The following is a 23,478-nucleotide window of genomic DNA, read 5'->3' on the forward strand; positions in this document are numbered from 1 at the left end:
GATCTCCCTCGGATCGCCGGTGACGACCTGCAGCATCTGCGGCGGCAGGCCCGCTTCGTACAGGATGTCCGCGAACAGGCAGCACGACAGCGGCACCTTCTCCGACGGCTTCACGACGATCCGGTTGTTGGTCGCCACCGACGGCACGATCTTGTGCGCGACCTGGTTCATCGGATGGTTGAACGGCGTGATCGCGGAAATCACGCCGAGCAACGGGTCGCGCTGCGTGTACACGCGGCGCTTCTTGCCATGCGGCGTCAGGTCGCACGAGAAGATCTGCCCGTCGTCCTTCAGCACTTCGCCGGCGCCGAACGTCAGCACGTCGGCAACGCGGCCCGCTTCGTAGGTCGAATCCTTGATGCACAGGCCGGCCTCGGCCGTGATCACCGCCGCGATCTCGGCGGTGCGCGCGCGCACGATGTCGGCCGCGCGGCGCAGGATCGCCGCGCGATCGTGTCGGGTGAGCGTCGGCCGGTAGGCGCGTGCAACCGCGAACGCGCGCCGCACGTCGTCCAGCGTCGCCTTCGGCACGGTGCCGACCAGCGTGCCGTCGTACGGGTTGCGCACGTCGATCACCGCGTCCCGATGAATCCGTTCGCCGTCGATTCGCAGTGCTTCGCGACGAATCTCGCGGGCGTCCGTCGATGCTGCAATGGCGTTCATGAGTGTGTCCCCTTGCGGATGCGTGCGCATCACTGCAGATGGTTGAGCGCGATGTCGATGATGTCGAAGTTGCGCAGCCGCGCGCGGCCCGCGACGTCGGTCGCGACCGGCTTGCTGAAGATCAGCGGCACGATCTGCTCGGAGATGCCGCCGTGCGAGCGCAACGGCACGTCGAGACCCGACAGGTCGTGCTTGATGCGGCGCGTGCCGAGCACGACGTCCTGCTTCGAGATCACGATCAGGTCGCCCATCCGCGCGGGCGGCAGCTCGAAACGCGCGCAGCCTTCGGCGCCCGTCAGCACGACCTCGATGCCGTCCACCGCAGCGAGGCGCGCACGCAGCGCGTCGGCATCGGCCGACGCCGGCACGTAGACGGTCGCGAACGAGCCGAGCGCGCCGTGGTGCACGACGTACGGATCGGTGATCGGCAGGATCACGCGCGCGGCGTCGTGGCCGAGCCACTCGTCGAACAGCTCCTGCAGGTAGATCACGTTCGGCTCGCCGGTCTCGTCGTCGTGCTTCGCGTTCATCCCGTGGTCGGCCGTGATCGCGACGATCGCGCCGAGTTCGTCGAGGCGCTTCAGGTACGCGTCCATCATCGCGTAGAACGCGTTCGCGCCGGGCGTGCCGGGCGCGCACTTGTGCTGCACGTAGTCGGTGGTCGACAGGTACATCAGGTCGATCGGGCGCGTCTCGAGCAGGCGCACGCCGGCCGCGAACACGAACTCGGACAGGTCCGCGCTGTACACGCTCGGCACCGGCTTGCCGACCAGTTCGAGCACGTTGTCGATGCCGTTTTCCTCGAGGCTCGCCTCGTCGGCCTTTTCCGACGAGAAGCAGATGCCCTTCAGCCCCTTGCCGAGCAGGCGGCGCAGCTTGTCCTTCGCGGTGACGACCGCGACGCGCGCGCCCTGTTCGGCGAAGGTCGCGAGCACCGTGGGCGCGACCAGGTACTTCGGATCGTTCATCAGCACCTCGGCGCCGGTGTCGCGATCGTAGAAGTAGTTGCCGCTGATCCCGTGCACGGCCGGCGGCACGCCGGTCACGATCGACAGGTTGTTCGGGTTCGTGAAGCTCGGCACCACGCACTCGCCCTTGAGCGCCGTGCCGGGCTTCAGCAGCGTGCGCAGGAACGGCGCGACGCCGGCCTCGGCGGCTTCTTCCAGATATTCGTAAGCGCAGCCGTCGACGCAGACGACCACCACGGGCCGGCTCATCCAGTTGTAGCGGCGGCCGTTCACTTCCACGGATACAGGCGTTTCAGTCATGACGTTCATTCCTTTCGGTTCGAAGGGTAGAGCCGTCGGCGCTCGCGCCGCGCCGAAGGGAGGTGTTTTCCATGCTTGACATTAAAATGGATGATTTGTAGATTGTCAACAACATGCAGAGAACAGAAAGCAAAACAACGGTGCATCAAGAGGGCTGGTCTCCACTCATCCGCCGTGTGCCGCGGCGCCACAGTCAAGGGGTCTGAAGATGAACGAAGTGCCGGTAAACACGCGTTTGAATGCATGGGCGGCAGGCGCGGCCCGCCTCGCGCTGGCCGCCGCGGTCGCGCTCGGCGCCGCGCAGGCGGCGCACGCCAGGACGTCGCTGCTCGTCTACACCGCGCTGGAAGACGAGGCGATGAAGCCCTACAAGGACGCATTCGAGAAAGCGAACCCCGATATCGAGATCCGCTGGGTACGCGACTCGACCGGCTCGGTCACAGCGAAGCTGCTCGCGGAAAAGAACAACCCGCGCGCGGACGTCGTGCTCGGCCTCGCCGCGTCGAGCCTCACGTTGCTCGACCTGCAGGGCATGCTGATGCCGTACACGCCGAAGGGCTTCGACCAGCTCACGCGCAAGTACAGCGACGCAAGCACGCCGCCGCACTGGGTCGGCATGGACGTGTGGGGCGCGACGATCTGCTACAACCGCGTCGCCGCGCAGGCGAAGAACATCCCGAAGCCGACGTCGTGGGAAGACCTGACGAAGCCCGTCTATAAAGGCGCGATCGTGATGCCGAGCCCGGTTTCGTCGGGCACCGGCTACCTCGACGTGACCGCCTGGCTGCAGACCTTCGGCGACGATCGCGGCTGGAAATTCATGGACGCGCTCGACCGCAACGTCGCGCAGTACGTGCACTCGGGCTCGAAGCCGTGCACGCTCGCCGGCACCGGCGAATTCCCGATCGGCATCTCGTTCGAGTTCCGCGGCCACGAACTGCAGTCGCAGGGCGCGCCGATCGATCTCGTGTTCCCGAAGGAAGGGCTCGGCTGGGACATGGAAGGCACGGCGATCATGAAGACGACGAAGCAGCCCGACGCCGCGAAGAAGCTCGCCGACTTCATGGCCAGCAAGGACGCGAACCAGATCACCGCGCGCTGGTGGGCGATCGTCGCGTATCCGGGCGTCGCACGGAAGCTGGCCGGCATCCCCGACAACTACGCGGACCTGCTCGTGAAGAACGACTTCGTGTGGTCGGCGAAGAATCGCCAGTCGATCCTCGATACGTGGCAGAAGCGCTACGGCGCGAAAACGCAGCAGTAACGCCGCGACCGGCAGCGGGGCCGCACCCCGCGCCACCCTTCCCGTCGTCGAATCCGGCCCCCGGGCCGCCCCACCATGGAGGCGCGCATGGCACCTTATCTGAGCGTAGAACGCATCGAGAAGCGGTACAACGACACGCAGGTCCTGACCGACATCGACCTGAGCGTGATGAAGGGCGAGATGATCTGTTTCCTCGGGCCGTCCGGCTGCGGGAAAACCACGCTGCTGCGGATCATCGCGGGGCTCGAGACGCAGAACGCCGGCCGGATCATGCAGGACGGCCGCGACATCTCGCGGCTGCCGCCGCAACTGCGCGACTACGGCATCGTGTTCCAGTCGTACGCGCTGTTCCCGAACCTCACCGTATACGACAACGTCGCATACGGGCTCGTGAACCGGAAGATGAAGCGCGACGCGATCCACGAGCGCGTGCACACGCTGCTCGCGCTGGTCGGCCTGCCCGACAGCCATCGCAAGCATCCGGGCCAGCTGTCCGGCGGCCAGCAGCAGCGCATCGCGCTGGCGCGCGCGCTCGCGACGTCGCCCGGCCTGCTGCTGCTCGACGAACCGCTGTCGGCGCTCGACGCGCGCGTGCGCGTGCGGCTGCGCCAGGAAATCCGCGCGCTGCAGCAGCGGCTCGGCGTGACGACCATCATGGTCACGCACGACCAGGAGGAAGCGCTGTCGATGGCCGACCGCATCGTCGTGATGAACCACGGCGTGATCGAGCAGATCGGCACGCCGCTCGAGATCTACCGGCAGCCCGCCTCGCCGTTCGTCGCGGACTTCATCGGCCGCGTCAACACGATTCCCGCCGAAGTCGCGCGGGACGGCACGCTGCGCGCGGGCACGGTCGGCCTCGACTGCCGCCACGGCGCGGCACGCCCCGCGCCGGGCGCGGCGGTCTCGGTCTACGTGCGGCCCGAGGACCTGCGCATTCGCGTGCCGGGCGAAACGGCCGACAACCTGCTGGCCGGCCGCGTCGAGAAACTCGAATTCCTCGGCGCGTTCTGCCGCGTGAGCTTCCGGATCGACGGGCTCGACGGCCAGGAGATCGTCGCCGACCTGTCGTATCACGACGTCGACCGCACCGGCGTGCAGGCCGGCGCGCGCATCGACCTCGCGCTCGATCGCGAGCATGTCCGCGTGTTCCCGTGCGCGAAGGAGCGACTGCAATGAGCGCCGTCCTGACCGAGCGCCGCCGCGGCGCCTCCGCCCCCGCCGACGTGCGGCAGATCACGCACTGGCACGATCGCGTCGCGCAGCTCGCGCTCGTCGCGATGGCCGCGCTGATGTCGCTGTTCCTGCTGCTGCCGCTCGCGCTCGTCGTGCAGAAGTGCTTCGTCGATGCGGACGGGCGTTTCGTCGGCGCGCACAACTTCGTCGCGTATCTCGAGGACAGCGGCGTGCTGCGCTCGATGCTGCATTCGCTGACGGTCGGCGCGCTCGTCACGTCGATCGTCGTGCCGATGGCGTTCACGTTCGCGTATGCGCTGACGCGCTCGTGCATGCCGCTGAAGAACGCGGCGCGCACGATCGCGCTGCTGCCGCTGCTCGCGCCGACGCTGCTGTCCGCGGTGTCGTTCATCTACTGGTTCGGCAACGCGGGGCTGCTGAAGCCGCTGCTGCACGGCCATTCGATCTACGGGCTGCCGGGCATCGTGCTGAGCATGGTGTACGCATCGTTCCCGCACGTGCTGATGATCCTCGTCACAGCGCTGTCGCTCGCCGACGGCCGGCTCTACGAGGCCGCCGACGCGATGGGCACGGGCCGCCTGCGCAGGTTCTTCACGATCACGCTGCCCGGCGCCAAGTACGGGCTGATCAGCGCGACGATGGTGGCGTTCACGATGTGCATCAACGACTTCGGCGTGCCGGTCGTGATCGGCGGCTCGTACAACGTGCTGTCGACCGACATCTACAAGCTGATCATCGGCCTGCAGGATTTCAATCGCAGCGCGGTCGTGAGCCTGATGCTGCTGTGCCCCGCGCTGGTCGCGTTCGGCGTCGACTTCTTCATCCGCCGCCGCCAGCAGTCGCAGCTCGGCGCGCGCTCGACGCCGTACCAGCCGAAGCCGTCGCGCGGCTTCGATGCCGCGATGCTCGCTTACTGCGGGCTGGTTTGCGCGTTCTTCGTCGCGGTCGTCGGCATCTCGGTGTTCGCGTCGTTCGTGAAGTTCTGGCCGTACCAGATGAGCCTCGGGCTGCAGCATTACCGGATGGGACTGATCGCGGCCGGCATTTTCGACGCGTACCGGAACAGCCTGCGGATGGCCGCGACCGTCGCGATCGGCGGCACGATCGTGGTGTTCGGCGGCGCCTATCTGATCGAGAAGACGCGCGGCGCGCGCGGGCTGCGCGGCTTCCTCAGCCTGTGCGCGATCCTGCCGATGGGCGTGCCGGGACTCGTGCTCGGCATCAGCTACATCTTCCTGTTCAACGCGCCAGGCAATCCGCTGAACGGGCTGTACGGGTCGCTGTGGCTGCTCGCGATCGTCACGGTGGTGCACTACTACGCGTCGAGCCACCTGACCGCCGTCACCGCGCTCAGGCAGATCGACAGCGAGTTCGAGGCCGTGTCCGCATCGCTGAAGGTGCCGTTCTACAGGACCTTCCTGCGCGTGACCGTCCCCGTGTGCCTGCCCGCGATCCTGCTGATCGCGCGCTACCTGTTCGTCAACGGAATGACGACGGTCTCGGCCGTCGCGTTCCTCTACTCGCCGGACACGCAGCCCGCCTCGGTCGCGATCCTGAACCTCGACGACGCGGGCCAGATGGGCCCGGCCGCCGCGATGGCGACGCTCGTGCTCGCGACGTCGTCGTGCGCCTGCGTGCTGTTCGCGTGCATCTCGCACCGCCTGCTGCGCCGTACGCAGGCCTGGCGCACCCCGCATCGACACTGATGTTCCACCGCATTCACGTGACGTCCCGACTTCACCAAGGAGACACCATGACGCCCGCCGCCCAGCCTGTCCTGCTTACCCCCGGCCCCCTGACGACCTCCGAGCGCACGCGCGACGCGATGCTGCGCGACTGGGGGTCGTGGGACGGCGATTTCAACGCGATCACCGCGCGGCTGCGCGAACGCCTGCTGCAGATCGTGCACGGCGAAGGCACGCACGAATGCGTGCCGCTGCAAGGCAGCGGCACGTTCTCGGTCGAAGCGGCGCTCGGCACGCTCGTGCCGCGCGACGGCCACGTGCTGGTGCCGAACAACGGCGCGTACTGCCAGCGCATCGCGAAGATCTGCCGCGTGCTCGGCCGCACGCTGACGACGATCGACTACCGCGAGGATCGCCGCGTCGATCCGGCCGACGTCGACCGCGCGCTCGCCGCGGATGCCGGTATCACGCACGTCGCGCTCGTGCACTGCGAGACGGGCGCCGGCGTGCTGAACCCGCTGCACGACATCGCGCAGGTCGTCGCGAAGCACGGGCGCGCGCTGATCGTCGACGCGATGAGCTCGTTCGGCGCGATCGACATCGATGCGCGCACGACGCCGTTCGACGCGGTGATCGCCGCGTCCGGCAAATGCCTCGAAGGCGTGCCGGGGCTCGGCTTCGTGATCGCGCGGCGCAGCGCGCTCGAACGCTGCGAAGGCAACAGCCACTCGCTCGCGATGGACCTGTACGACCAGTGGGTCTACATGCAGCGCACGACGCAATGGCGCTTCACGCCGCCGACGCACGTGGTCGCGGCGCTCGACGCGGCCGTCGCGCAATACGTCGACGAAGGCGGACTCGCCGCGCGCGGCGGCCGCTATCGGCGCAACTATCGCGCGCTGATCGACGGCATGCTCGCGCTCGGCTTCCGGCCGTTCCTCGATCCGGCGATCCAGGCGCCGATCATCGTCACGTTCCATGCGCCGGACGATCCGAACTACGACTTCAAGCGGTTTTATCAGGAGGTCAAGCAGCGCGGCTACATCCTGTATCCGGGCAAGTTGACCGAGGTCGAGACGTTCCGGGTCGGCTGCATCGGCCACTTCGGCGAAGCCGGCATTCCGGGCGCCGTCGCCGCGATCGCCGACACGCTGCGGGCGATGGGCGTGCGCCGCGTGTCCGCCGAAGCGGCCGCCTGACGCGATGCGATGCACCCCGCCGCGTGCGGTTGCGCGCGCGGCCCGCACCGCCGCAACTCACCGCGCGGCGGGCAGCTTTCCCGCCGTGCCCGGCACGGCCCCCGCCCCTTATTGACGACACATTCGATGCGACCCTTCTGGATCGAACAAGCGCTGTTCAACGACGGCGATCTCGCCCCCGCGCTTCAGGGCGCCACGCAGGCCGACGTCTGCATCGTCGGCGGCGGCTTCACGGGGCTCTGGACCGCGATCCAGGCGAAGCAGCAGAACCCGACGCTCGACATCGCGATCGTCGAGGCCGACCTGTGCGGCGCCGGCGCGAGCGGCCGCAACGGCGGCTGCCTGCTCACGTGGTCCGCGAAATTCCTGACGCTGCGGCGCCTGTTCGGCGAAGCGGAGGCGATCCGGCTCGTGAAGGCATCCGAAGCGGCCGTGCAGCACATCGCCGATTTCTGCCGCGCACACGACATCGACGCCGAACTGCGGCTCGACGGCACGCTGTACACCGCGACGTCGCGCGCGCAGGTCGGCACGCTCGCGCCGGTGCTCGACGCGCTCGCCGCGTGCGGCATGCATAGCTACGAGCCGCTGCCGGCCGCCGAGGTCGCGCGCCGCTCGGGTTCCGCGCGCAATCTCGACGGCGTGTACTCGCCGATCGCCGCGACCGTGCATCCCGGCAAGCTCGTGCGCGGGCTGCGCCGCGTCGCGCTCGCGATGGGCATCCGGATCTACGAGCGCACGCCGATGCTCGATTTCACGCCGGGCCAGCCCGCCGTCGTGCGCACGCCGTCCGGCAGCGTGAGCGCGGGCACGCTCGTGTTCGCGATCAACGCGTGGATGGCGAGCCGCTTCCCGCAATTCGAACGCACGATCGCGGTCGTGTCGAGCGACATGGTCATCACCGAGCGATGCCCGGAGCTGCTCGCGCGAACCGGGCTCGTCGACGGCGTGTCGGTGCTCGATTCGCGCATCTTCGTCTACTACTACCGCACCACCGCCGACGGCCGTCTGATGCTCGGCAAGGGCGGCAACACGTTCTCGTGGCGCAGCCGCATCGCACCCGTGTTCGACCGGCGCTCGCCGTACGAGGCGCAACTCACGCAAAGCCTGCGCGAGTTCTTCCCGTCGCTCGCGGGCGTGCCGGTCACCGCGAGCTGGAACGGGCCGTCGGACCGCTCCGTCACCGGCTTCCCGTTCTTCGGCCGCCTCGACGGCGCGCCGAACGTGTTCTACGGCTTCGGCTATTCGGGCAACGGTGTCGGGCCGACCTACATGGGCGGACAGATCCTGTCGTCGCTCGTGCTCGGCCTCGACAATGCGTGGACGCGCAGCCCGATCGTGCGCGGCCCGCTCGGCCGGTTCCCGGCGGAACCGTTCCGCTACGTCGGCGCGCACGTCGTGCGCAATGCCATTCGCCGCAAGGAGCGCGCGGAGGACGAGAACCGGTCGCCATCGGCCGTCGACAAGTGGCTCGCGACGTTCGCGAGCGCGGCGGGGAAGGCGGACAAGGCGTGACGGTGAGTGGGGCGCGATGCGATCGGCTATCTCATCGGGACATCGGGCGATGAGGATGGCAGTTCCCCGGCGGGTATCATTGCCCCCTGCGGATCTGACGATCGGTCTGCGCCATTCGAAGCGATTGATCGGAATCCGTCGATACCCGAAGAAATGACGCGCTTGCTGCTATTGGCCCTGGTCACCGTGACGATCGGCGCGTGCTCCAGATACACCGATGAAACGTGGACGGCACGTCAGGACATGCCTGTCTTCGCCGAGCCGAATGACGACCGGAGCGCGCCGATCTTCACGGTCGGGAAAGGCGAATCCTGCATCCCGCTGGCGGATCGCGTCGCGAAGATCTACGCGTACACCCAGGTGCGCTGCACCTCCGGCACGGGCTGGATCCTGGACGACTTCTTCGATAAACGACGCGGCAAATAGCCTCCGCGCCGGCGATCGCCACATCCGCTCCGGACATCGTCGGGTTCAAACGGCATTGAACCTGGCCGGAGCAACGTACAAGGCAGATCGGTCCAGCGTTTTCGCACAATGTGCGGTGCCGCGTACCGCGCCCGCTCACACGCCGGCCTTCTCCCGCGCCGCCTTGCCCGCCGCCGGCAACCCCTGCTCGTGCGTGCGGCGCATCCGCGCAAGACCGTGCGCGACGTGCTCGCGCACCAGCGCGACGGCCTGCTCCTCGTCGCCGCCCGCGAGCGCCTGCACGATCTTGTCGTGCTCGGCCGCGGACACGGCAATCGCATCCTCCTCGGCCTCGATCGCGGCCTGGCGCAGCAGCCCGAGCTGGCGCACGAGCCGGCGGTAGGTGTCGGTGAGATGGGTGTTGCCGACCCCGACGACCATCGCGTCGTGGAACTGCACGTTCAGCTCCGTATAGCGCGTGAAGTCGTGTGTCTTCGCGGCGTCCTTCATCGACTGGATGATGCCCTTCAGCACCTTCAGCGTGTCCGGCGAGATGCGCTTCGCGAGCGCGCGCGCGACCGACTCGTCGAGCATCGCGCGCACTTCGTAGATTTCCTCCGCCTCGCGCAGCGGCACGACCCGCACCGTCACGCCGCGGTTCTTTTCGTTGCGCAGCAGGCCGGCCTGTTCGAGCGCGCGGAACGCTTCGCGCACCGGGCCGCGCGACACGTTCAGCCGGGTGGCGATCTCGACTTCGTTGAGCTTCTCGCCGGGCGCGTATTCGCCGGAGACGATCGCGCGCTCGAGCATGTCCTGGACGATCATCGCGAGCGACTGGCTTTGCAGGAGTTCGATGGCGCTGAGCGCGTTCGGGGCAGTCATGGTCGGGCGGGCAGCAAGGCTGCGGTAGGAAATCGGGGGCGCCGGATCGGCGAATGATCCCTGTATACCCTCGACCCGACACATTGTCAACAGTTTTCAGTTTCCAAAAACCAATTCCACCTGCCGGAATGCGACGGGATTGCACCCGGCAGGCGGCGGTCGCGCGTCATGCGTCACGCGGCGAGCGTTATTTGCCCGCCGCCCGCGATGCGCGCCGGCCGTCAGGCCGTTTGCTTCACCGGCCCCGGATCGCTCTGGCTCGGCCGGCCCGTCTCGACGTGGCCCGCGAAGCGGCGCACGACCTTGTCGTCGCCGCCGCGCAGCGTCGTCGCGGTGATCGTCAGATCGTACCAGCCGTGGCTCGACGCCAGCGCGAAGTGATCCTCGATGCGCTCGCCCGGCTCCAGCGTGTAGGTCCGCGCATGCGCATGGCTGTACGCGTTGTCGACCGTCACGCGGCACGTCGCGCGCCCGCTGTTGCGCAGTTGCAGGTACACGTGGCGGTTGCACACGTCGTAGCCGATCCGCGCCTCGGGGTTCGCGTGGCGGCCGTCCGTCGCGAGCCGCGTGTTGCCCTGGAACTCGCACAGATAGCCGTTCGGGCCGTATGCCGCGAGATGGTAATCGCCGCGCGCGGCCGACGTGCTCCAGGTATCGACGAAGCGGTCGCGCGCGGACACCGCATAGCGGCGCGGCGGCGTCGCCGGATTGCGGCGGTCGTACACGTAGAACGCCGCGCCCGCGTCGCCGGTGTTCGCGAAATCGAGCGACACGGTGTCGTCGTGCCCGCTCACGCGGCCGTGCACGAACAGCTCGTACGGCAGCGCGCGGGCGGGCCGCGTGCCGGCTTCCTGCGCCGGCATCGACTGTTGCGCGGGCACCTGGTATGCCTGGCCGGCCGTCGCGATGTGCTGCGGCACCGTGAAGCTCACCGGGCGCGCGTCGGGCCGCGCGGAGAAGTCGAAGGCGGACGTGAGATCGCCGCAGATCGAGCGGCGCCACGCGCTGATGTTCGGCTCCTTCACGCCGAAGCGCGCTTCGAGGAAACGCAGCACCGACGTGTGGTCGAACGTCTCCGAACAGACCCAGCCGCCCTTCGTCCACGGCGAGATGATGATCAGCGGCACGCGCGGCCCGAGGCCGATCGGCTGGATGCCGCCCGGGTCGGCGCCCGGTACGAGCGGGCTCATCTCGCCCGGGTACTTGTTCAGGTCGAGCAGCTCGTCGCCGAGGTTCGACAGCAGGTTCGACGACACGATGCCCTGGCCGCCCACGCCGCTCGTCACCGGCGGCACCGGCGGCACGACGTGGTCGAACAGCCCGTCGTTCTCGTCGTAGTTGAGGATGAACACCGTCTTCGCCCACACCTCGGGGTTCGACGTGAGCGCCTCGAGCACCATGTTGATGTAGAACGCGCCGTCGGTCGGCGACGCTTGCGGATGCTCGCTGTACTTGTACGGCGCGACGATCCACGACACCTGCGGCAGCCGGTTCGCCTGCACGTCGGCCTTGAGTTCCACGAGCGTGTGGTTCGATGCGCCCTTGTCGACGAGCGGGCCGCTCGCGCCTTCCTGCACCTGGAACTTCTTGAAGAACATCAGCGAGTTGTCGGTGTAGTTGTCGGTCGGGTCGCCCGGGATGCCGGTGCCGCCCTGGTACACCTTCCAGCTGATCTTCGCGTTCTCGAGGCGCTCCGCGTAGGTGGTCCACGTGTAGCCGTTCACGTTGTCGCGCTCGCCGATGCCCGGGCCGTTCGGCGGGGTGCCGTAGATGTTGCGCGAGTCGATCGTGCCGGTCCACAGGTAGATGCGGTTCGGCGCCGTGTCGGCGTGCGCGGAGCAGAAGTACGAATCGCAGATCGTGAACGCGTCGGCCAATGCGTAGTGGTACGTGAGATCCTGGCGCTTCAGGTAGCCCATCGTCAGCACGTCCTGCTTCTGGTTCACCCACTGGTCCCACTGGCCGTTGTTCCAGGACAGGTGGCCGCTGCTCCAGCCGTGGTTGGTGCCCGGCTGGAACTCGGTCGTCTGCTTTGGATCGAGGTAGAACGGCAGCACGTACGGCGCCGACGGATCGAGGCCGCGCGAATGGTAGTTCTTCGTGAACACCGACGCCGGCGGCTGCTGCCACACCGGCGCGCCGCCCGGCAGCAGGTGCGGGCGCGGGTCGTTGAAGCCGCGCACGCCGCGCAGCCCGCCGAAGTAATGGTCGAACGAACGGTTTTCCTGCATGAAGATCACGACGTGTTCGACGTCGCGGATCGTACCGGTGCGATAGGCGGCCGGCATCGCCAGCGCATTGCGGATCGCGGGCGGGAAGCCCGCGTAGGCGGCCATCGCGCCGGCCGACTGCGCGGCGAGGCGCAGGAAATCGCGTCGATTGTTCGAGGACATGAAAAAACCTTGTTATCGGTGGGAGTCGGGGTGCCGGTCGAGCGGGGCCGGCGGTTGGTGTATTACGCACTATTACCCCGCACCGGCATGTCCCGGCCGTGACCGGTTCCAGCAGGTTTCTTGCGGTGACCCCCAGTTTTTTTTCGAAACGGCCGGTGACAGGCGTTTCATGCGGCCGACATACGCCTGCGCTACGCTGGCGCGCGCTCAAGAGGGGGAGAAGCCGAGTCGTGTTCGATCAGCTGAAGGCGTTCCACGCGACCGTCCGGCAGGGCAGCATCACGCGCGCCGCACGCCACCTGGGCGTGAGCCAGCCGACCATCGCCGCGCAGATCCGGCAAGTCGAGCAGGTGTACGGCGTCGAGCTGTTCTACCGCAACGGCCGCAAGCTCGAGGTCACCGAGACGGGGATCGAGCTGCTGCCGCTCGTCGAGAAGATGATCGCGCTCGAGGCGCAGGCCGACATCATGCTGCGCAACGTCGGCGGCCTGTTCGAGGGGCACCTGCGGATCGGCGCAACGGGGCCGTACTACATCATGGAGGCGGTCGGCCGCTTCTCGAACGCGCATCCGTCGATCGCGCTCACGTGCCGGATCGGCAACTCCGAGGAGATCCTGCAGGCGCTGCAGGAATTCCGCATCGACCTCGCCGTCTCGTCGCAGCGCAACGATGCCGAAGGCCTCGAACGCAAGGTGATCTCGACCGATCCGCTCGTGCTCGTCGTGCACCGCACCCATCCGCTTGCACGCTTCGACGCGATCGAGCCGGCGCGGCTTGCCGACGTGCGGCTGCTGATTCGCGAGGAAGGCTCGGTCACGCGCCGCTGCACGGAGACGATCCTCGCCGCGGCCGGCATCGCGGCCGCATCGAGCGCCGAGATCGGCAGCCGCGAAGCGATCCGCGAGGCGATCCTGCACGGCGTCGGCGGCAGCCTGTTTCCGCTCGGCGAGGCCGAGCGCCATCCCGACCTGCGCGTGATCGCGCTGCGCGGCGTCGACACGACGATCGACGAATACGTGTACTACCTGAAAGCGCGCCGCCAGAGCCCCGCGATCGACGCGTTCCTGGCGTGCATCCTGCCGGCCGGCGGGGAAGCGGACGACGCTCGCCCCGCGACGCGACGGGCAAACGCGCGCTGAGCCGCCGCGCGTTTGCCGGATTCGCGTCACGCTTGCCGCCATTTTCCGGCGCGTGTTCCCGCGCCGTCCCTCGTCGTTTTCGTGCCTTCACTTTCCGCGTCGTGTCACTTCGGCAGCACCGGAATCATCCACGTCAGCACGTGCTGCTGCAGGAACACGAGCACGCCGAGCAGCAGCGTGAGGATCACGCTGTGCCAGAACGTGCGCGCAAACACGACGCCCTCCTGCCCCTTCAGGTCCGTCGTCGATACCCCCGTCGCGATGTTCTGCGGCGAGATCATCTTGCCCATCACGCCGCCGGACGAATTGGTCGCCGCCATCAGCACCGGATCGAGGCCGAGCTGCCGCGCGGCGACGACCTGCAGGTTGCCGAACAGCGCGTTGCCCGACGTGTCGCTGCCGGACAGGAACACGGCGATCCAGCCAAGCGACGCGGACACCAGCGGGAACAGCGCGCCCGTCGACGCGACGCCCGTGCCGAGCGTGTAGCTGATCCCCGAGTAGTTCAGCAGGTACGCGAGCCCGACGATCATCATCACCGTGACGATCGCGATCCACGTCTGCCGCCAGGTCTTCGCCACGCAGGCGAGGAAATCGCCGACGCCGGTGCGCGTCAGCGCGGCCGTGACGATCGCCGACACCAGGATCGCGGTGCCCGTGCCGAGCGGCTGGAAGTCCCAGATTGCCGCATACGGCTTGTGATACAGCGACACGAACACCGCGTTGTGCAGGCCCGGCCACTTGATCTTCACGTCGCCGATCGCCGCGACGTTCGCGTGCACCCACACGATCACGATCACCGACACGACGAGCCACGGCAGCCAGCCGCCGAAGCCCGCGCGCGCGGCGCCGGCCGCGGCGGGCACGCTGCGTGCGAGCGCGAACTGCGGATCGGGCTGCGGCTTCCATATCTGCAGGAAGCCGATCGTGACGATCAGCGACGTGAGCGACGACAGCACGTCGGTGAGCTGGTAGCCGAGGAAGTTCGACGTGACGAACTGCGCGATCGCGAAGCTGCCGCCCGACACGAGCAGCGCCGGCCACAGCCTGGAGATCGAGCGCAGCCCGCCGTACGCGCCGACCACGTAGAACGGCAGCAGCAGCGCGAAGAACGGCAACTGGCGGCCCACCATCTGCGCGAGGGTCGCGGGCGGCAGCGACGTCACCGCGCCGAGCACGGTGATCGGCACGCCGAGCGCGCCGAACGCGACCGGCGCCGTGTTGAACAGCAGCGTATAGGTGAGCGCTTCGAGCGCGGGGAAACCGAGCGCGATCAGCAGTGCGCTCGTGATCGCGACCGGCGTGCCGAATCCCGAGATCCCTTCGAGCAGGCAGCCGAACGAGAACGCGACGACCAGCAGCACGAGGCGGCGATCGTCGGGCAGGTTGTCGAGCATCCACTGCCGGAACTGGTCGAAGCGGCCCGACTTCACCGCGATGTTGTACAGCAGCAGCGCGTTGAAGACGATCCACATCACGGGTACCACCGCGAGCGCCATGCCTGCGCCGACCGCGTCGAACGCGAGCGCTGCCGGCATGCCCCACGCGCCGATCGCGACCGCCAGGCCGGCGACGAGCCCCGCGAGCGATGCCTGCCACGCGGGGCGGCGCAGCACGCCCAGCGCAACCAGCGCGACCGCGATCGGGATCGCCGCGACGAGGAAGGACAGGAACAGCGAGTGGGCGACGGGCGTCAGCGGCTGCGCGAAGACGATGCCGGGTGGTAAGGCGTCGGTGGCGTTCATCGTGTCTCCAGTGTCGACCAGAGTTGGTGCTTTAGCACTTACTCTGGTCCCATGCCTTGCGCGGTCGACCGGGTTCAGGCGTCAGCGCTTGCGCCGGATCGAACGGGGTACTTCGGCACTCACCCGCCCCCATGCCTCGCATCGGGTTCCGAGCCCTGCGCGCTCGCCCCGGGTGAGCGCCTCGGCGCTTGCGCACGCAACGACGTCGCACGGCCAACCGATCGGTCGCTTAAATGAGGTTAGGTGGCGCGCGACGCTTGTACAAGGAGGACAAGCCCGATGCGCCGCGACCCGATACCGATCGGCCGCAGTGCAATGACCGGTAGCGGGCGAGTCGCTGTCGGGCTCGTCAGGCAGCCCGTCGCGAACGGTTCGCCGGCATGCGGCGACGTCGTCGCGTGCGCAATGTTGCAGGTGCGGTAAAGGTGCCTGACGGTGCGCGGGATGTTTCGTTTGGCGTCCGAAGCCTAGACTGGTTGCATCGGTTCCGCCCGCGCCGCCACGGCACGGCACCGGAACCTCACGGAGTGGACACGATGAAGACGATGAAGCAGGTGGCCTGCGCGTTCGCATTGATCGGCGCGGCCTTCGCGGCTCACGCACAGGGCGCGTCGACGCTGACGCGTGCCGAGGTCCGGCAGGAACTCGTGGAACTGCAGGCCGCCGGCTACCGGACGAGCCTCGCGAGCAGTCCCGACTTTCCGGAGAACCTGCAGGCGATCATGCAGCATGCCGCGCAGGCACGCGGCGAAGCGGCCGGCTACGGCGGCGACGGCCGGGCGAACGTGGAATCGGGACGACCGGCACTGCCGCACGCGATCGATCGCGGCACGTACGCGCATCACTGACGACCGACCGAACCGGGGCGAACATCGGATCGAACACGTAACGGCGCGCACGCCGCACGCACGCCGACGCGCGTGCGGCCGCGTGCACGAACGTCAGACGCTGAAGCGGTTCAGCGTATAGGCGCGATAGGCCGCGACGAACGCGTCGAACGATCCGGCCTCCTTCGCTTCGAGCTCGGCCTGCTCGGCCAGCGATTTCGCAGCGAGCGCCTGCTCGGCGCGCAGCGTGTCCGCCGACGGCGGACGTGCGCGGAAATGCTCGGCATGCGCCTCGCTCTGCGCCAGCGCGAACGTGAGGAACGACTCCCCGTGCTCGCGCATCGCGCCCAGCACGCGCGCGGACGGCGTGCGCGCCGGATCGGCGAGCTTCTCGCGTTGCGCGGCGATCGCGCGCGCATGCTCGTCGCCGCCGCGGATCTCGTCGAGACGGCGGCCGACGGTCTCGATATCGGTCAGCAGCGCATCGGCCCACGCTTGCAGCGTGACCGGCTCGCCGTCGCGCGACAGCATGAGTCCCGGCTTGCGGCCTTCCATCGTCACGCTGCCGAAGTTCGCGTTCGCTTCCTGGTACGCGGGGCAGTCGAGCGCCGGACTCTCGTCGAGCGCGCACGCGAGCAGGAACGCGTCGATGAAGCGCGCGGTCTCCAGCGCGATGCCGGTCGGCTCGAACGGGTCGATGTCGAGGCAGCGCACCTCGATGTACTGCACGCCGCGCGACGCGAGCGCATGCAGCGGCCGCTCGCCCGAGTACGTGACACGCTTCGGCCGGATCGTCGAGTAGAACTCGTTCTCGATCTGCAGCACGTTCGTGTTGATCTGGATCCACTCGCCGTCGCGATGCGTGCCGATCGCCTCGTATGCCGGATACGGCTCGCTCACCGCCTTCGACAGCGCATCGAGATAGCCGGGCAGCGTGTTGTAGTCGACGTGCAGCGCGGCCTGGGCGGTCGTGTTCGAGTAGCCGAGATCGCTCATCCGCAGGCTCGTCGCATACGGCAGGTACAGCGTATCGGCGTCGAACGTGTCGAGCTTGTGCGGCTTGCCGCGCAGGAACTTCGTGTCGAGCGCGGGCGACGCGCCGAACAGGTACATCAGCAGCCAGCTGCGGCGGCGGAAGTTGCGGATCTGCGCGAGATAGCGCTCCGACTGGTAATCGACCAGCGTGGCCGTCGAGCCTTCTTCCGCATGCAGGCGCCGCCACACTTCCTCGTGCAGCGAGTAGTTGTAGTGGATGCCGGCAATGCACTGCATCGTGCGGCCGTAGCGATACGCGAGGCCGCGCCGGTACACAGTCTTCAGACGGCCGATGTTCGACGCGCCGTAGTCGGCGATCGGAATCTGGTCGTCGGCCGGCAGCCGCCCCGGCATCGAGTCGTTCCACAGCATCTCGTCGCCGAGCGACGCGTACACGTAGCGATGCAGATCGTCGAGACGCTCGAGCGTGATCGCGGCGTCGCGCTCCGCCGGCGTGATCAGCTCGATCAGCGCCTCGGAGTAATCGGTCGTGAGCGCCGGATGCGTGAGTGCAGAACCGAGCGCACGCGGATGCGGCGTGAACGCGATCATCCCGTCGCGCGTCACGCGCAGGCTTTCCTTTTCGATGCCGCGCAGGCCGTCGGGCAGATGCTGCCGCGTCGGGCCCGAGCTCAGCGCGTCGAGGCGATTCAGCAGCAGTTCGGACTGGCGGTGAGTCATGGTGTTCGACATGGAGACGCAAGTGCGTGACGGCCGCGCGCAGAACGCCGCGCGCGGCCGGCTGGATTGTTGGTCGCTTCGTTGGTAGCGGGCACTTTAACATCTCGCCGGAACACGCGCTTGAGGTGGCCACGGGCACGGTGCGCGGGCCGCGGCGGCCCGCCGGGCACGGGGTCGCCGCATGCGTTGCGGGTTCCGGCCGGCCCGGTCGGTCACGCACTTTCGTCCGATGGAACGCGATACGCGGGCAGCGGGCGGCAGGTGCAACCCGGCCGCTGAACCGGCCGGGAGCAGGGAGTTGGGCGCACCTCGCGCGCCCGGGCTCCGGCCGGCGCCGGATTCGCGACGGCGCCGGAACGGCGGGCTGCCGGCGTCTTTCGGCACGGCCGCGCAACGGGTTGCGTCGCGGCCCCGTCCGGTGGCACCCGGCCGTGGGCCGGCGCGTTCACCCGCCGCGCGCGCCGCCTGCCCGGTCGGCCACTTCGTTCCACAAATGCAGCGCCGCGTACGCACGCCACGGCCGCCAGCCTTCGGTACGGCGCTTCTGGCTCGCGAGCCGGTCGAGCGCCGGATCGCGCGCGGCGATCGACTGCATCAGCACGAGATCGGAGGCCGGCCACGCGTCCGGGTCGCGCCACGCGCGCATCGCGATGTACTCGACGGTCCACGGGCCGATGCCGGGCAGTTCGAGCCACGCGCGGCGCAGCGCCGCGAGATCGGCATGCTCGCGATCGACCGGCACGTCGCCGGCCGCCACCGCGCGCGCCACGCCCGTCAATGCCGCCACCCGCTTGCCGGGCATCCCGATCTTGTCGAGATCGCAGCCGGCCAGTGCATCGGGCGTCGGGAAGCGCCACGCGGGCGCACCGTCGTCGACCGGCACGACGCGCTCGCCGGCGCGCTCGACGAGCCGGCCGACGATCGTCGTCGCCGCCTTCACGCTCACCTGCTGGCCGACGATCGCGCGCACGGCCAGCTCGAACCCCGACCATGCGCCCGGCACGCGCAACCCCGGCGCGGCCTCGACGAGCGGCGCGAACCACGGATCGCGCGCGAGCCCGCCGCCGATCGCGGCCGGATCGGCGCCGAGGTCGAACATCGTCGCGACACGTCGGGTGAACGCATCGTCGACGTGGCGGACCACCGCCCCTTCGACCGTCGCGACCAGGCAATGCTTGCGCGGATGTTTCGCGACCGTGAGCCGGCCTGCATCGCCGTGCAGGTCGACGATGCGGCGGTACACGCCGCCCGCGACCTGCTCGACACCGGGAATCGCGCGCCCGCTGAAGAAGCGCAGCACGCGCGCCCAGTCGTAAGGCGCATTGAAGCGCAGCTCCATCTGCACGGACGGCGGCACATGGCCGCCGTCCGCGATGGGCATCCTCGTTGTTTTTGCGATGCTCAAACTGCGTTGCCCTCCGCAACGGATTCGGCTTCGTCGTCACGCGCGCGACTCGCTTCCGACGCGAGCAGCGTCGCCTTGCGGCGCACGCCCCAGCGATACCCCGCAAGCGCGCCGCCCTTTTGCACGACACGGTGGCACGGGATCGCGAGCGCGACCGGATTCGACGCACACGCGGACGCGACCGCGCGTACCGCGCGCGGCGCGCCCAGCGCCTCCGCAATCTCCGAGTAGCTGCGCGTTTCGCCGTAGGGAATATGCGTCAGCGCCTCCCATACGCGCTGCTGGAACGCGGTCGGCGCGATGTCGAGCGGCAGGTCGAACGCGTGCCGCGTGCCGTCGAGGTACGCGCGGATCTGCGCGACGAACGGCGCGAGCCGTGCCGGCGATTCGACCAGCTCGGCGCGTGCAAACGCGTCCTTCAGCTCGCCGACGAGCGACGCCGCATCGTCGCCGAACGCGATCCGGCAGATGCCCTGCCCGGTTGCGGCGACCAGCACCGTGCCGAGCGACGTCGACGCGCTCGCATAATCGATCCGCAGGCCGGCGCCCTGGCGGCGGAACGCGGACGGCGTCATCCCGAGCTCGCGCGGCACCGATGCATAGAGCCGCGACGGCGAGTTGAAGCCCGCGTCGACGGCCGCCTGCGTGACCGGCTGCCCGTCCTGCAGCGCCTGGCGCAACGCGGCGCCGCGCTGCGCGGCCTGGTACTGCCGCGGCGACACGCCGACCACGCGCTTGAAGATCCGTTGCAGGTGGAACGGGCTCACGTGCACCGCGTCGCTCAACTGCTCCAGCGTGAGCCGCTCGGCTTGCGCGTCGAGCACCGCGCACGCGCGGTTCACGATTTCCAGCTCGCGCGGCAGCCCTTCCGGCTGGCAGCGCTTGCAGGGACGAAAGCCGGCCGCGCGCGCCGCCGCCGGATCGGCGAAGAACGACACGTTTTCGCGACGCGGCAGCCGCGATGCGCAGGTCGGCCGACAGAACACGCCGGTCGTGCGCACGCCATAGAAGAACGCGCCGTCCGCATGCGGATCGCGCTCGGTCACGGCGCCCCAGCGGGCATCATCGGTCGGATAGGCGGTTTTCATCTGAACCTCGCACTCTCTAGTGTAGATGGCGCCTACTCTAGACATTGGCACCTGCCGACGCGCCCTGAATCTTGCTCTGTGATTCGCTCCAGCGAACCGGGGACACATCGATCGAAAATAAGTCCGTCAAAACGCCCGCGACAGCTGCGACAACGCGGTTTCCGTCATCGTTTCGTCACCATTTTGCTGCAGTGCGGATGCGACAAATCGCCGTCCTGACGTTTTTTTTCATTCGGAATATTGCGTCGCACCATCGCCGTGTGTATAGTTGGAACTGTCTCCTCCATGTCTCCTCCTGATATGGATTAAGCCCGTTCCGCACTGCGTGAACGGGCTTTTTTTCGTCCGTCGATTGTGCCGCGTTCCGGCCGGCAGCGCAGGCGCGATGCGTCTACACTCGATGCTCGCCGACTGCGAAGGAGTGCCTGCCCATGAAACCGACCATCCGCGCGATCGATCACATCGTGCTGCGCGTGACCGACATGGCGACGATGACGCGCTTTTACTGCGACGCCGTCGGCTGCCACGTGGAAAAGGAGCAACCCGATCTCGGCCTCGTGCAGTTGCGGGCCGGCGATGCGCTGATCGACCTGCTGTCGGTCGGCGGCCCGATCGACCGTCCCGACAGCGGCCCGCCCGGCGCGGGACGCAACCTCGATCACCTGTGCCTGCGCGTCGAACCGTTCGACCCCGACGCGCTGATCGCGCATTTCGCCGCGCACGGCGCGCAGCCGGGCGCCCCGGCGGAGCGCTACGGCGCCGGCGGCTACGGGCCGTCGATCTACCTGTTCGACCCGGAAGGCAACATGCTCGAATTCAAGGGGCCGCCGGCCGCGATCGGCTGAACGCGGCCGGCGCGCGGGTCGTCACGCGCCCGCGCGCGCCTTCAGCACCGTCCATTCGACCGCAACCGGATCGTGGTCGGCGCTCGAGATCCATGCCGCGCCGTCCTGCACCGTGCACTGCAGGCGCATCGTGCGCTCCGCGAGCTGTCCGAGCGCGGCCGCGACGCCGTCGGCCAGCGACAGCACCTGCACGTTGCGCAGCCGCTCGACCTTGCTGCGCACGCCCTGCCACCAGATATCCGAGGTCTTGCCGCCGTAGGCGATCACCGTGACCTGTCCGGCGCGGCCGGCCGCCTTCGAGATGCGCCGTTCGTCGGGCTGGCCGGCCTCGATCCACACGTCGATCGCGCCCGTCAGGTCCTTCTGCCACAGATCGGGCTCGTCGACGTCCGACAGCCCCTTGCAGAATTCGAGCCGCTCGTGCGCGAACAGCGCGAACGCGACGATGCGCACCATCATCCGGTCGTCGGTCTCCGACGGATGGCGCGCCACCGTCAGCGCGTGATCGGCGTAGTAATGCCGATCCATGTCGGCGATTTGCAGTTCAGCTTTGTAGATCGTGGATTTCAGCGCCATGCGGATACGGCCCGGGCGGGCATTCGGTTCGGTCGGGCCGTGATGATACCGAATGCGCGCCCTCCGGCGCGTGTCATGCCCCCACAGCGCAACGGCCCGGCATGCGCCGGGCCGGGCTCGGTTCGGGCCGCCGGCGCATCGGGCCGGCGCGCTCGCGCGTCGTGTGACTGCGCGGCGACGGGGCGGTTATTGCTTGACGAAGCGCGAATCGGTCCAGAGGCCCTGCTGGTCGCTGTTGTCGGCGCTGACGAACTGCACGTCGCCCTGGTCGACCGACACCACGCGGAACCGCTGGCCTTCCGGCACCGACAGGCAACGGTAGTCGTCGAAGTACTGCTGCTTCGCCTGCGACTGGCCGTCACGCTCGTGACTCAGTACGGAGTCCAGATTGTCTTTCGACAGGCAGCCCCATGCGTTCTTCGTCAACTGGATTTCCTGCTTCGGCTTGACGGCTGCATCGCCGCCGGCCTGGGCAATCGACACCGCACAAAATGCGCCGACGAGGGCAAAAAGGAATCCGGTACGCTTCATCATGTTCTGTCTCCAGGCTTGCGGGCACCAGGCTTGGGTTAGCTATGTGTTTAAAGGTGATCGTCAACCCACGTTTTTCACTTTAGAAGACCGTCAAACGATAGCAAGCACATTTGTTGTGCGACCGCAATAGCGGCGGATTGTCGCACCCCGTACACCACCCGCCTTTTGTACCGCGCCCCGGCCGCGCGACGCGCGCCGCGCGGCGGACAGGCCCGCGCCGCCGGGCGGAAAGCATTGCCCGGCAAGACTTTCAGCAAATTTACAATGCAGCGGTTGAACGGTTTGGATAATCCATTTCGCTATCCGGATCTTTTTGATGCATCGCACATAAAGTCATTCAAAACGATTCGACTTTACCGCAACGCGGAATCGCATTTACCTGAAACAAGAAAAATGCCAGGTATAAGCGCGCCCGTATTTATCCGTATTTCCCCGCATGCGTGCGGCGCCCGCGCACGCTCCGCCGCCGGCATGTCGCGCCCGTGCCCCTTTAACCGGCGCGATTCGCACCGGACTGCTGACGTTCGAAATAATCGCGCTGAAAGATGCACATGCGATAAGCATTGTGATACGCGCCGTTGCCGAAAAATTCTTCCTTCAATTCGGCCTCGTGCTGGAATCCGCATTTCTCGTACACATGAATCGCCGCCGCATTCGACGTATCGACGATCAGGTACAGCTTGCGCATGTTCAGCACCTTGAACGCGTACTCGATCGCGAGACGCGTCGCCTGGCCCGCATAGCCGCGCCCCTGGCATTGCGGCGCGATGATGATCTGGAACTCGCCGCGGCGATGGATGTAGTCCAGCTCGATCAGCTCGACGAGGCCGACCAGTTCGCCCTGCGCATCGACCGCGACGAACCGGCGTTCGCGCTGGTCGTGCACGTGACGGTCGTACAGTTGCGACAGCTCCGAGAAGGTTTCGTACGGCTCCTCGAACCAGTAGCGCATGATCTTCGCGTCGTTGTTCAGCTCGTGGACGAAGCGCAGGTCCTGGCGCTCCAGCGGCCGCAGCGCGAGCGTGTTGCTATCGTTCTGGAGTTGCATGTTCGTATCCTGTTTGAGGCCCGCGCACGCACGAAACGCCCGTGCGGCATGGCCGCGCCGGGCCCGTTCCGCACTGTAAGAAAT

Annotated in this window: 20 protein-coding genes; 9 read left to right on the plus strand and 11 right to left on the minus strand. The window is 68.0% G+C overall.

The window, feature by feature from the left end; all coding sequences use genetic code 11:
- Positions 1–663: aldehyde dehydrogenase family protein (locus GQ56_RS0126275; RefSeq protein ID WP_031401481.1), on the minus strand; the 663-nt coding region annotated here is incomplete at its 3' end.
- 29 nt (positions 664–692) lie between these two features.
- A complete protein-coding gene (gene phnA, locus GQ56_RS0126280; RefSeq protein ID WP_031401482.1) occupies positions 693–1,931 on the minus strand; it encodes a phosphonoacetate hydrolase in 1,239 nt (412 codons plus the stop codon).
- Between the two features lie 208 nt (positions 1,932–2,139).
- Between phnA and GQ56_RS0126285 the strand changes: the two genes are divergently transcribed.
- From GQ56_RS0126285 to GQ56_RS0126310, 6 genes are all read left to right on the plus strand, one after another.
- A complete protein-coding gene (locus GQ56_RS0126285) occupies positions 2,140–3,195 on the plus strand; it encodes a putative 2-aminoethylphosphonate ABC transporter substrate-binding protein (protein WP_031401483.1) in 1,056 nt (351 codons plus the stop codon).
- Between the two features lie 87 nt (positions 3,196–3,282).
- A complete protein-coding gene (locus GQ56_RS0126290; RefSeq protein WP_031401484.1) occupies positions 3,283–4,374 on the plus strand; it encodes a putative 2-aminoethylphosphonate ABC transporter ATP-binding protein in 1,092 nt (363 codons plus the stop codon).
- Positions 4,371–6,098: a putative 2-aminoethylphosphonate ABC transporter permease subunit gene (locus tag GQ56_RS0126295; protein ID WP_031401485.1), complete on the plus strand. Its 1,728-nt coding sequence runs from the start codon at positions 4,371–4,373 to the stop codon at positions 6,096–6,098. Before GQ56_RS0126290 ends, GQ56_RS0126295 begins: the two co-directional genes overlap by 4 nt.
- A 47-nt stretch (positions 6,099–6,145) precedes the next feature.
- Complete coding sequence (locus GQ56_RS0126300; protein ID WP_031401486.1) at positions 6,146–7,276, plus strand: 2-aminoethylphosphonate--pyruvate transaminase; 1,131 nt, start codon at positions 6,146–6,148, stop codon at positions 7,274–7,276.
- A 126-nt stretch (positions 7,277–7,402) separates the two neighbouring features.
- Positions 7,403–8,791 carry an FAD-dependent oxidoreductase gene (locus GQ56_RS0126305; RefSeq protein ID WP_031401487.1) on the plus strand — a complete coding sequence of 463 codons (1,389 nt, stop codon included), beginning with the start codon at positions 7,403–7,405 and terminating at the stop codon, positions 8,789–8,791.
- 153 nt (positions 8,792–8,944) lie between these two features.
- Complete coding sequence (locus GQ56_RS0126310; RefSeq protein WP_031401488.1) at positions 8,945–9,217, plus strand: hypothetical protein; 273 nt, start codon at positions 8,945–8,947, stop codon at positions 9,215–9,217.
- 135 nt (positions 9,218–9,352) lie between these two features.
- Here GQ56_RS0126310 and GQ56_RS0126315 read toward each other — a convergent pair whose 3' ends face one another.
- Both GQ56_RS0126315 and GQ56_RS0126320 read right to left on the minus strand, forming a co-directional pair.
- Positions 9,353–10,078 carry a phosphonate utilization associated transcriptional regulator gene (locus GQ56_RS0126315; RefSeq protein WP_031401489.1) on the minus strand — a complete coding sequence of 242 codons (726 nt, stop codon included), beginning with the start codon at positions 10,076–10,078 and terminating at the stop codon, positions 9,353–9,355.
- Between the two features lie 221 nt (positions 10,079–10,299).
- Positions 10,300–12,471: a phosphocholine-specific phospholipase C gene (locus GQ56_RS0126320; protein WP_031401490.1), complete on the minus strand. Its 2,172-nt coding sequence runs from the start codon at positions 12,469–12,471 to the stop codon at positions 10,300–10,302.
- 230 nt (positions 12,472–12,701) lie between these two features.
- Here GQ56_RS0126320 and GQ56_RS0126325 point away from each other — a divergent pair, with 230 nt between their 5' ends.
- Positions 12,702–13,610 (plus strand): LysR family transcriptional regulator, encoded by a 909-nt coding sequence (locus GQ56_RS0126325; protein WP_031401491.1) that lies wholly within the window; start codon positions 12,702–12,704, stop codon positions 13,608–13,610.
- A gap of 104 nt (positions 13,611–13,714) precedes the next feature.
- On the opposite strand, the gene GQ56_RS0126330 is transcribed toward GQ56_RS0126325, so the two are convergent.
- Complete coding sequence (locus GQ56_RS0126330) at positions 13,715–15,355, minus strand: L-lactate permease (RefSeq protein WP_031401492.1); 1,641 nt, start codon at positions 15,353–15,355, stop codon at positions 13,715–13,717.
- A 536-nt stretch (positions 15,356–15,891) separates the two neighbouring features.
- On the opposite strand from GQ56_RS0126330, the gene GQ56_RS0126335 reads away from it, so the two are divergent.
- A complete protein-coding gene (locus GQ56_RS0126335) occupies positions 15,892–16,203 on the plus strand; it encodes a DUF4148 domain-containing protein (RefSeq protein WP_031401493.1) in 312 nt (103 codons plus the stop codon).
- Positions 16,204–16,296: 93 nt separating this feature from the next.
- Here GQ56_RS0126335 and gshA read toward each other — a convergent pair whose 3' ends face one another.
- The 3 genes from gshA to ada all read right to left on the minus strand — a co-directional run bounded on the left by gshA (position 16,297) and on the right by ada (position 20,391).
- The gene (gshA, locus tag GQ56_RS0126340) at positions 16,297–17,910 is read right to left on the minus strand and encodes a glutamate--cysteine ligase (RefSeq protein WP_031401494.1); all 1,614 of its coding nucleotides are present in this window, start codon (positions 17,908–17,910) and stop codon (positions 16,297–16,299) included.
- A gap of 433 nt (positions 17,911–18,343) precedes the next feature.
- Positions 18,344–19,279, minus strand: a complete 936-nt coding sequence (locus GQ56_RS0126345; protein ID WP_031401495.1) for a DNA-3-methyladenine glycosylase family protein — start codon at positions 19,277–19,279, stop codon at positions 18,344–18,346.
- A gap of 20 nt (positions 19,280–19,299) precedes the next feature.
- Entirely contained in the window at positions 19,300–20,391 is a 1,092-nt protein-coding gene (ada, locus tag GQ56_RS0126350; protein ID WP_031401496.1) for a bifunctional DNA-binding transcriptional regulator/O6-methylguanine-DNA methyltransferase Ada, read from the minus strand.
- Between the two features lie 431 nt (positions 20,392–20,822).
- Between ada and GQ56_RS0126355 the strand changes: the two genes are divergently transcribed.
- The gene (locus GQ56_RS0126355) at positions 20,823–21,236 is read left to right on the plus strand and encodes a VOC family protein (protein ID WP_031401497.1); all 414 of its coding nucleotides are present in this window, start codon (positions 20,823–20,825) and stop codon (positions 21,234–21,236) included.
- 21 nt (positions 21,237–21,257) lie between these two features.
- Here GQ56_RS0126355 and GQ56_RS0126360 read toward each other — a convergent pair whose 3' ends face one another.
- The 3 genes from GQ56_RS0126360 to speG all read right to left on the minus strand — a co-directional run bounded on the left by GQ56_RS0126360 (position 21,258) and on the right by speG (position 23,394).
- On the minus strand, positions 21,258–21,812 hold the full coding sequence (locus GQ56_RS0126360; protein WP_031401498.1) for a YaeQ family protein: 555 nt from the start codon (positions 21,810–21,812) through the stop codon (positions 21,258–21,260).
- Positions 21,813–21,998: 186 nt separating this feature from the next.
- Positions 21,999–22,346 (minus strand): surface attachment protein Sap1, encoded by a 348-nt coding sequence (gene sap1, locus GQ56_RS0126365; RefSeq protein ID WP_031401499.1) that lies wholly within the window; start codon positions 22,344–22,346, stop codon positions 21,999–22,001.
- A 490-nt stretch (positions 22,347–22,836) separates the two neighbouring features.
- Complete coding sequence (gene speG, locus GQ56_RS0126370) at positions 22,837–23,394, minus strand: spermidine N1-acetyltransferase (RefSeq protein ID WP_031401500.1); 558 nt, start codon at positions 23,392–23,394, stop codon at positions 22,837–22,839.
- Between the last annotated feature and the right edge of the window lie 84 nt (positions 23,395–23,478).

It is taken from the genome of Burkholderia paludis (genome assembly GCF_000732615.1).
GTDB classification, from domain to species: domain Bacteria; phylum Pseudomonadota; class Gammaproteobacteria; order Burkholderiales; family Burkholderiaceae; genus Burkholderia; species Burkholderia paludis.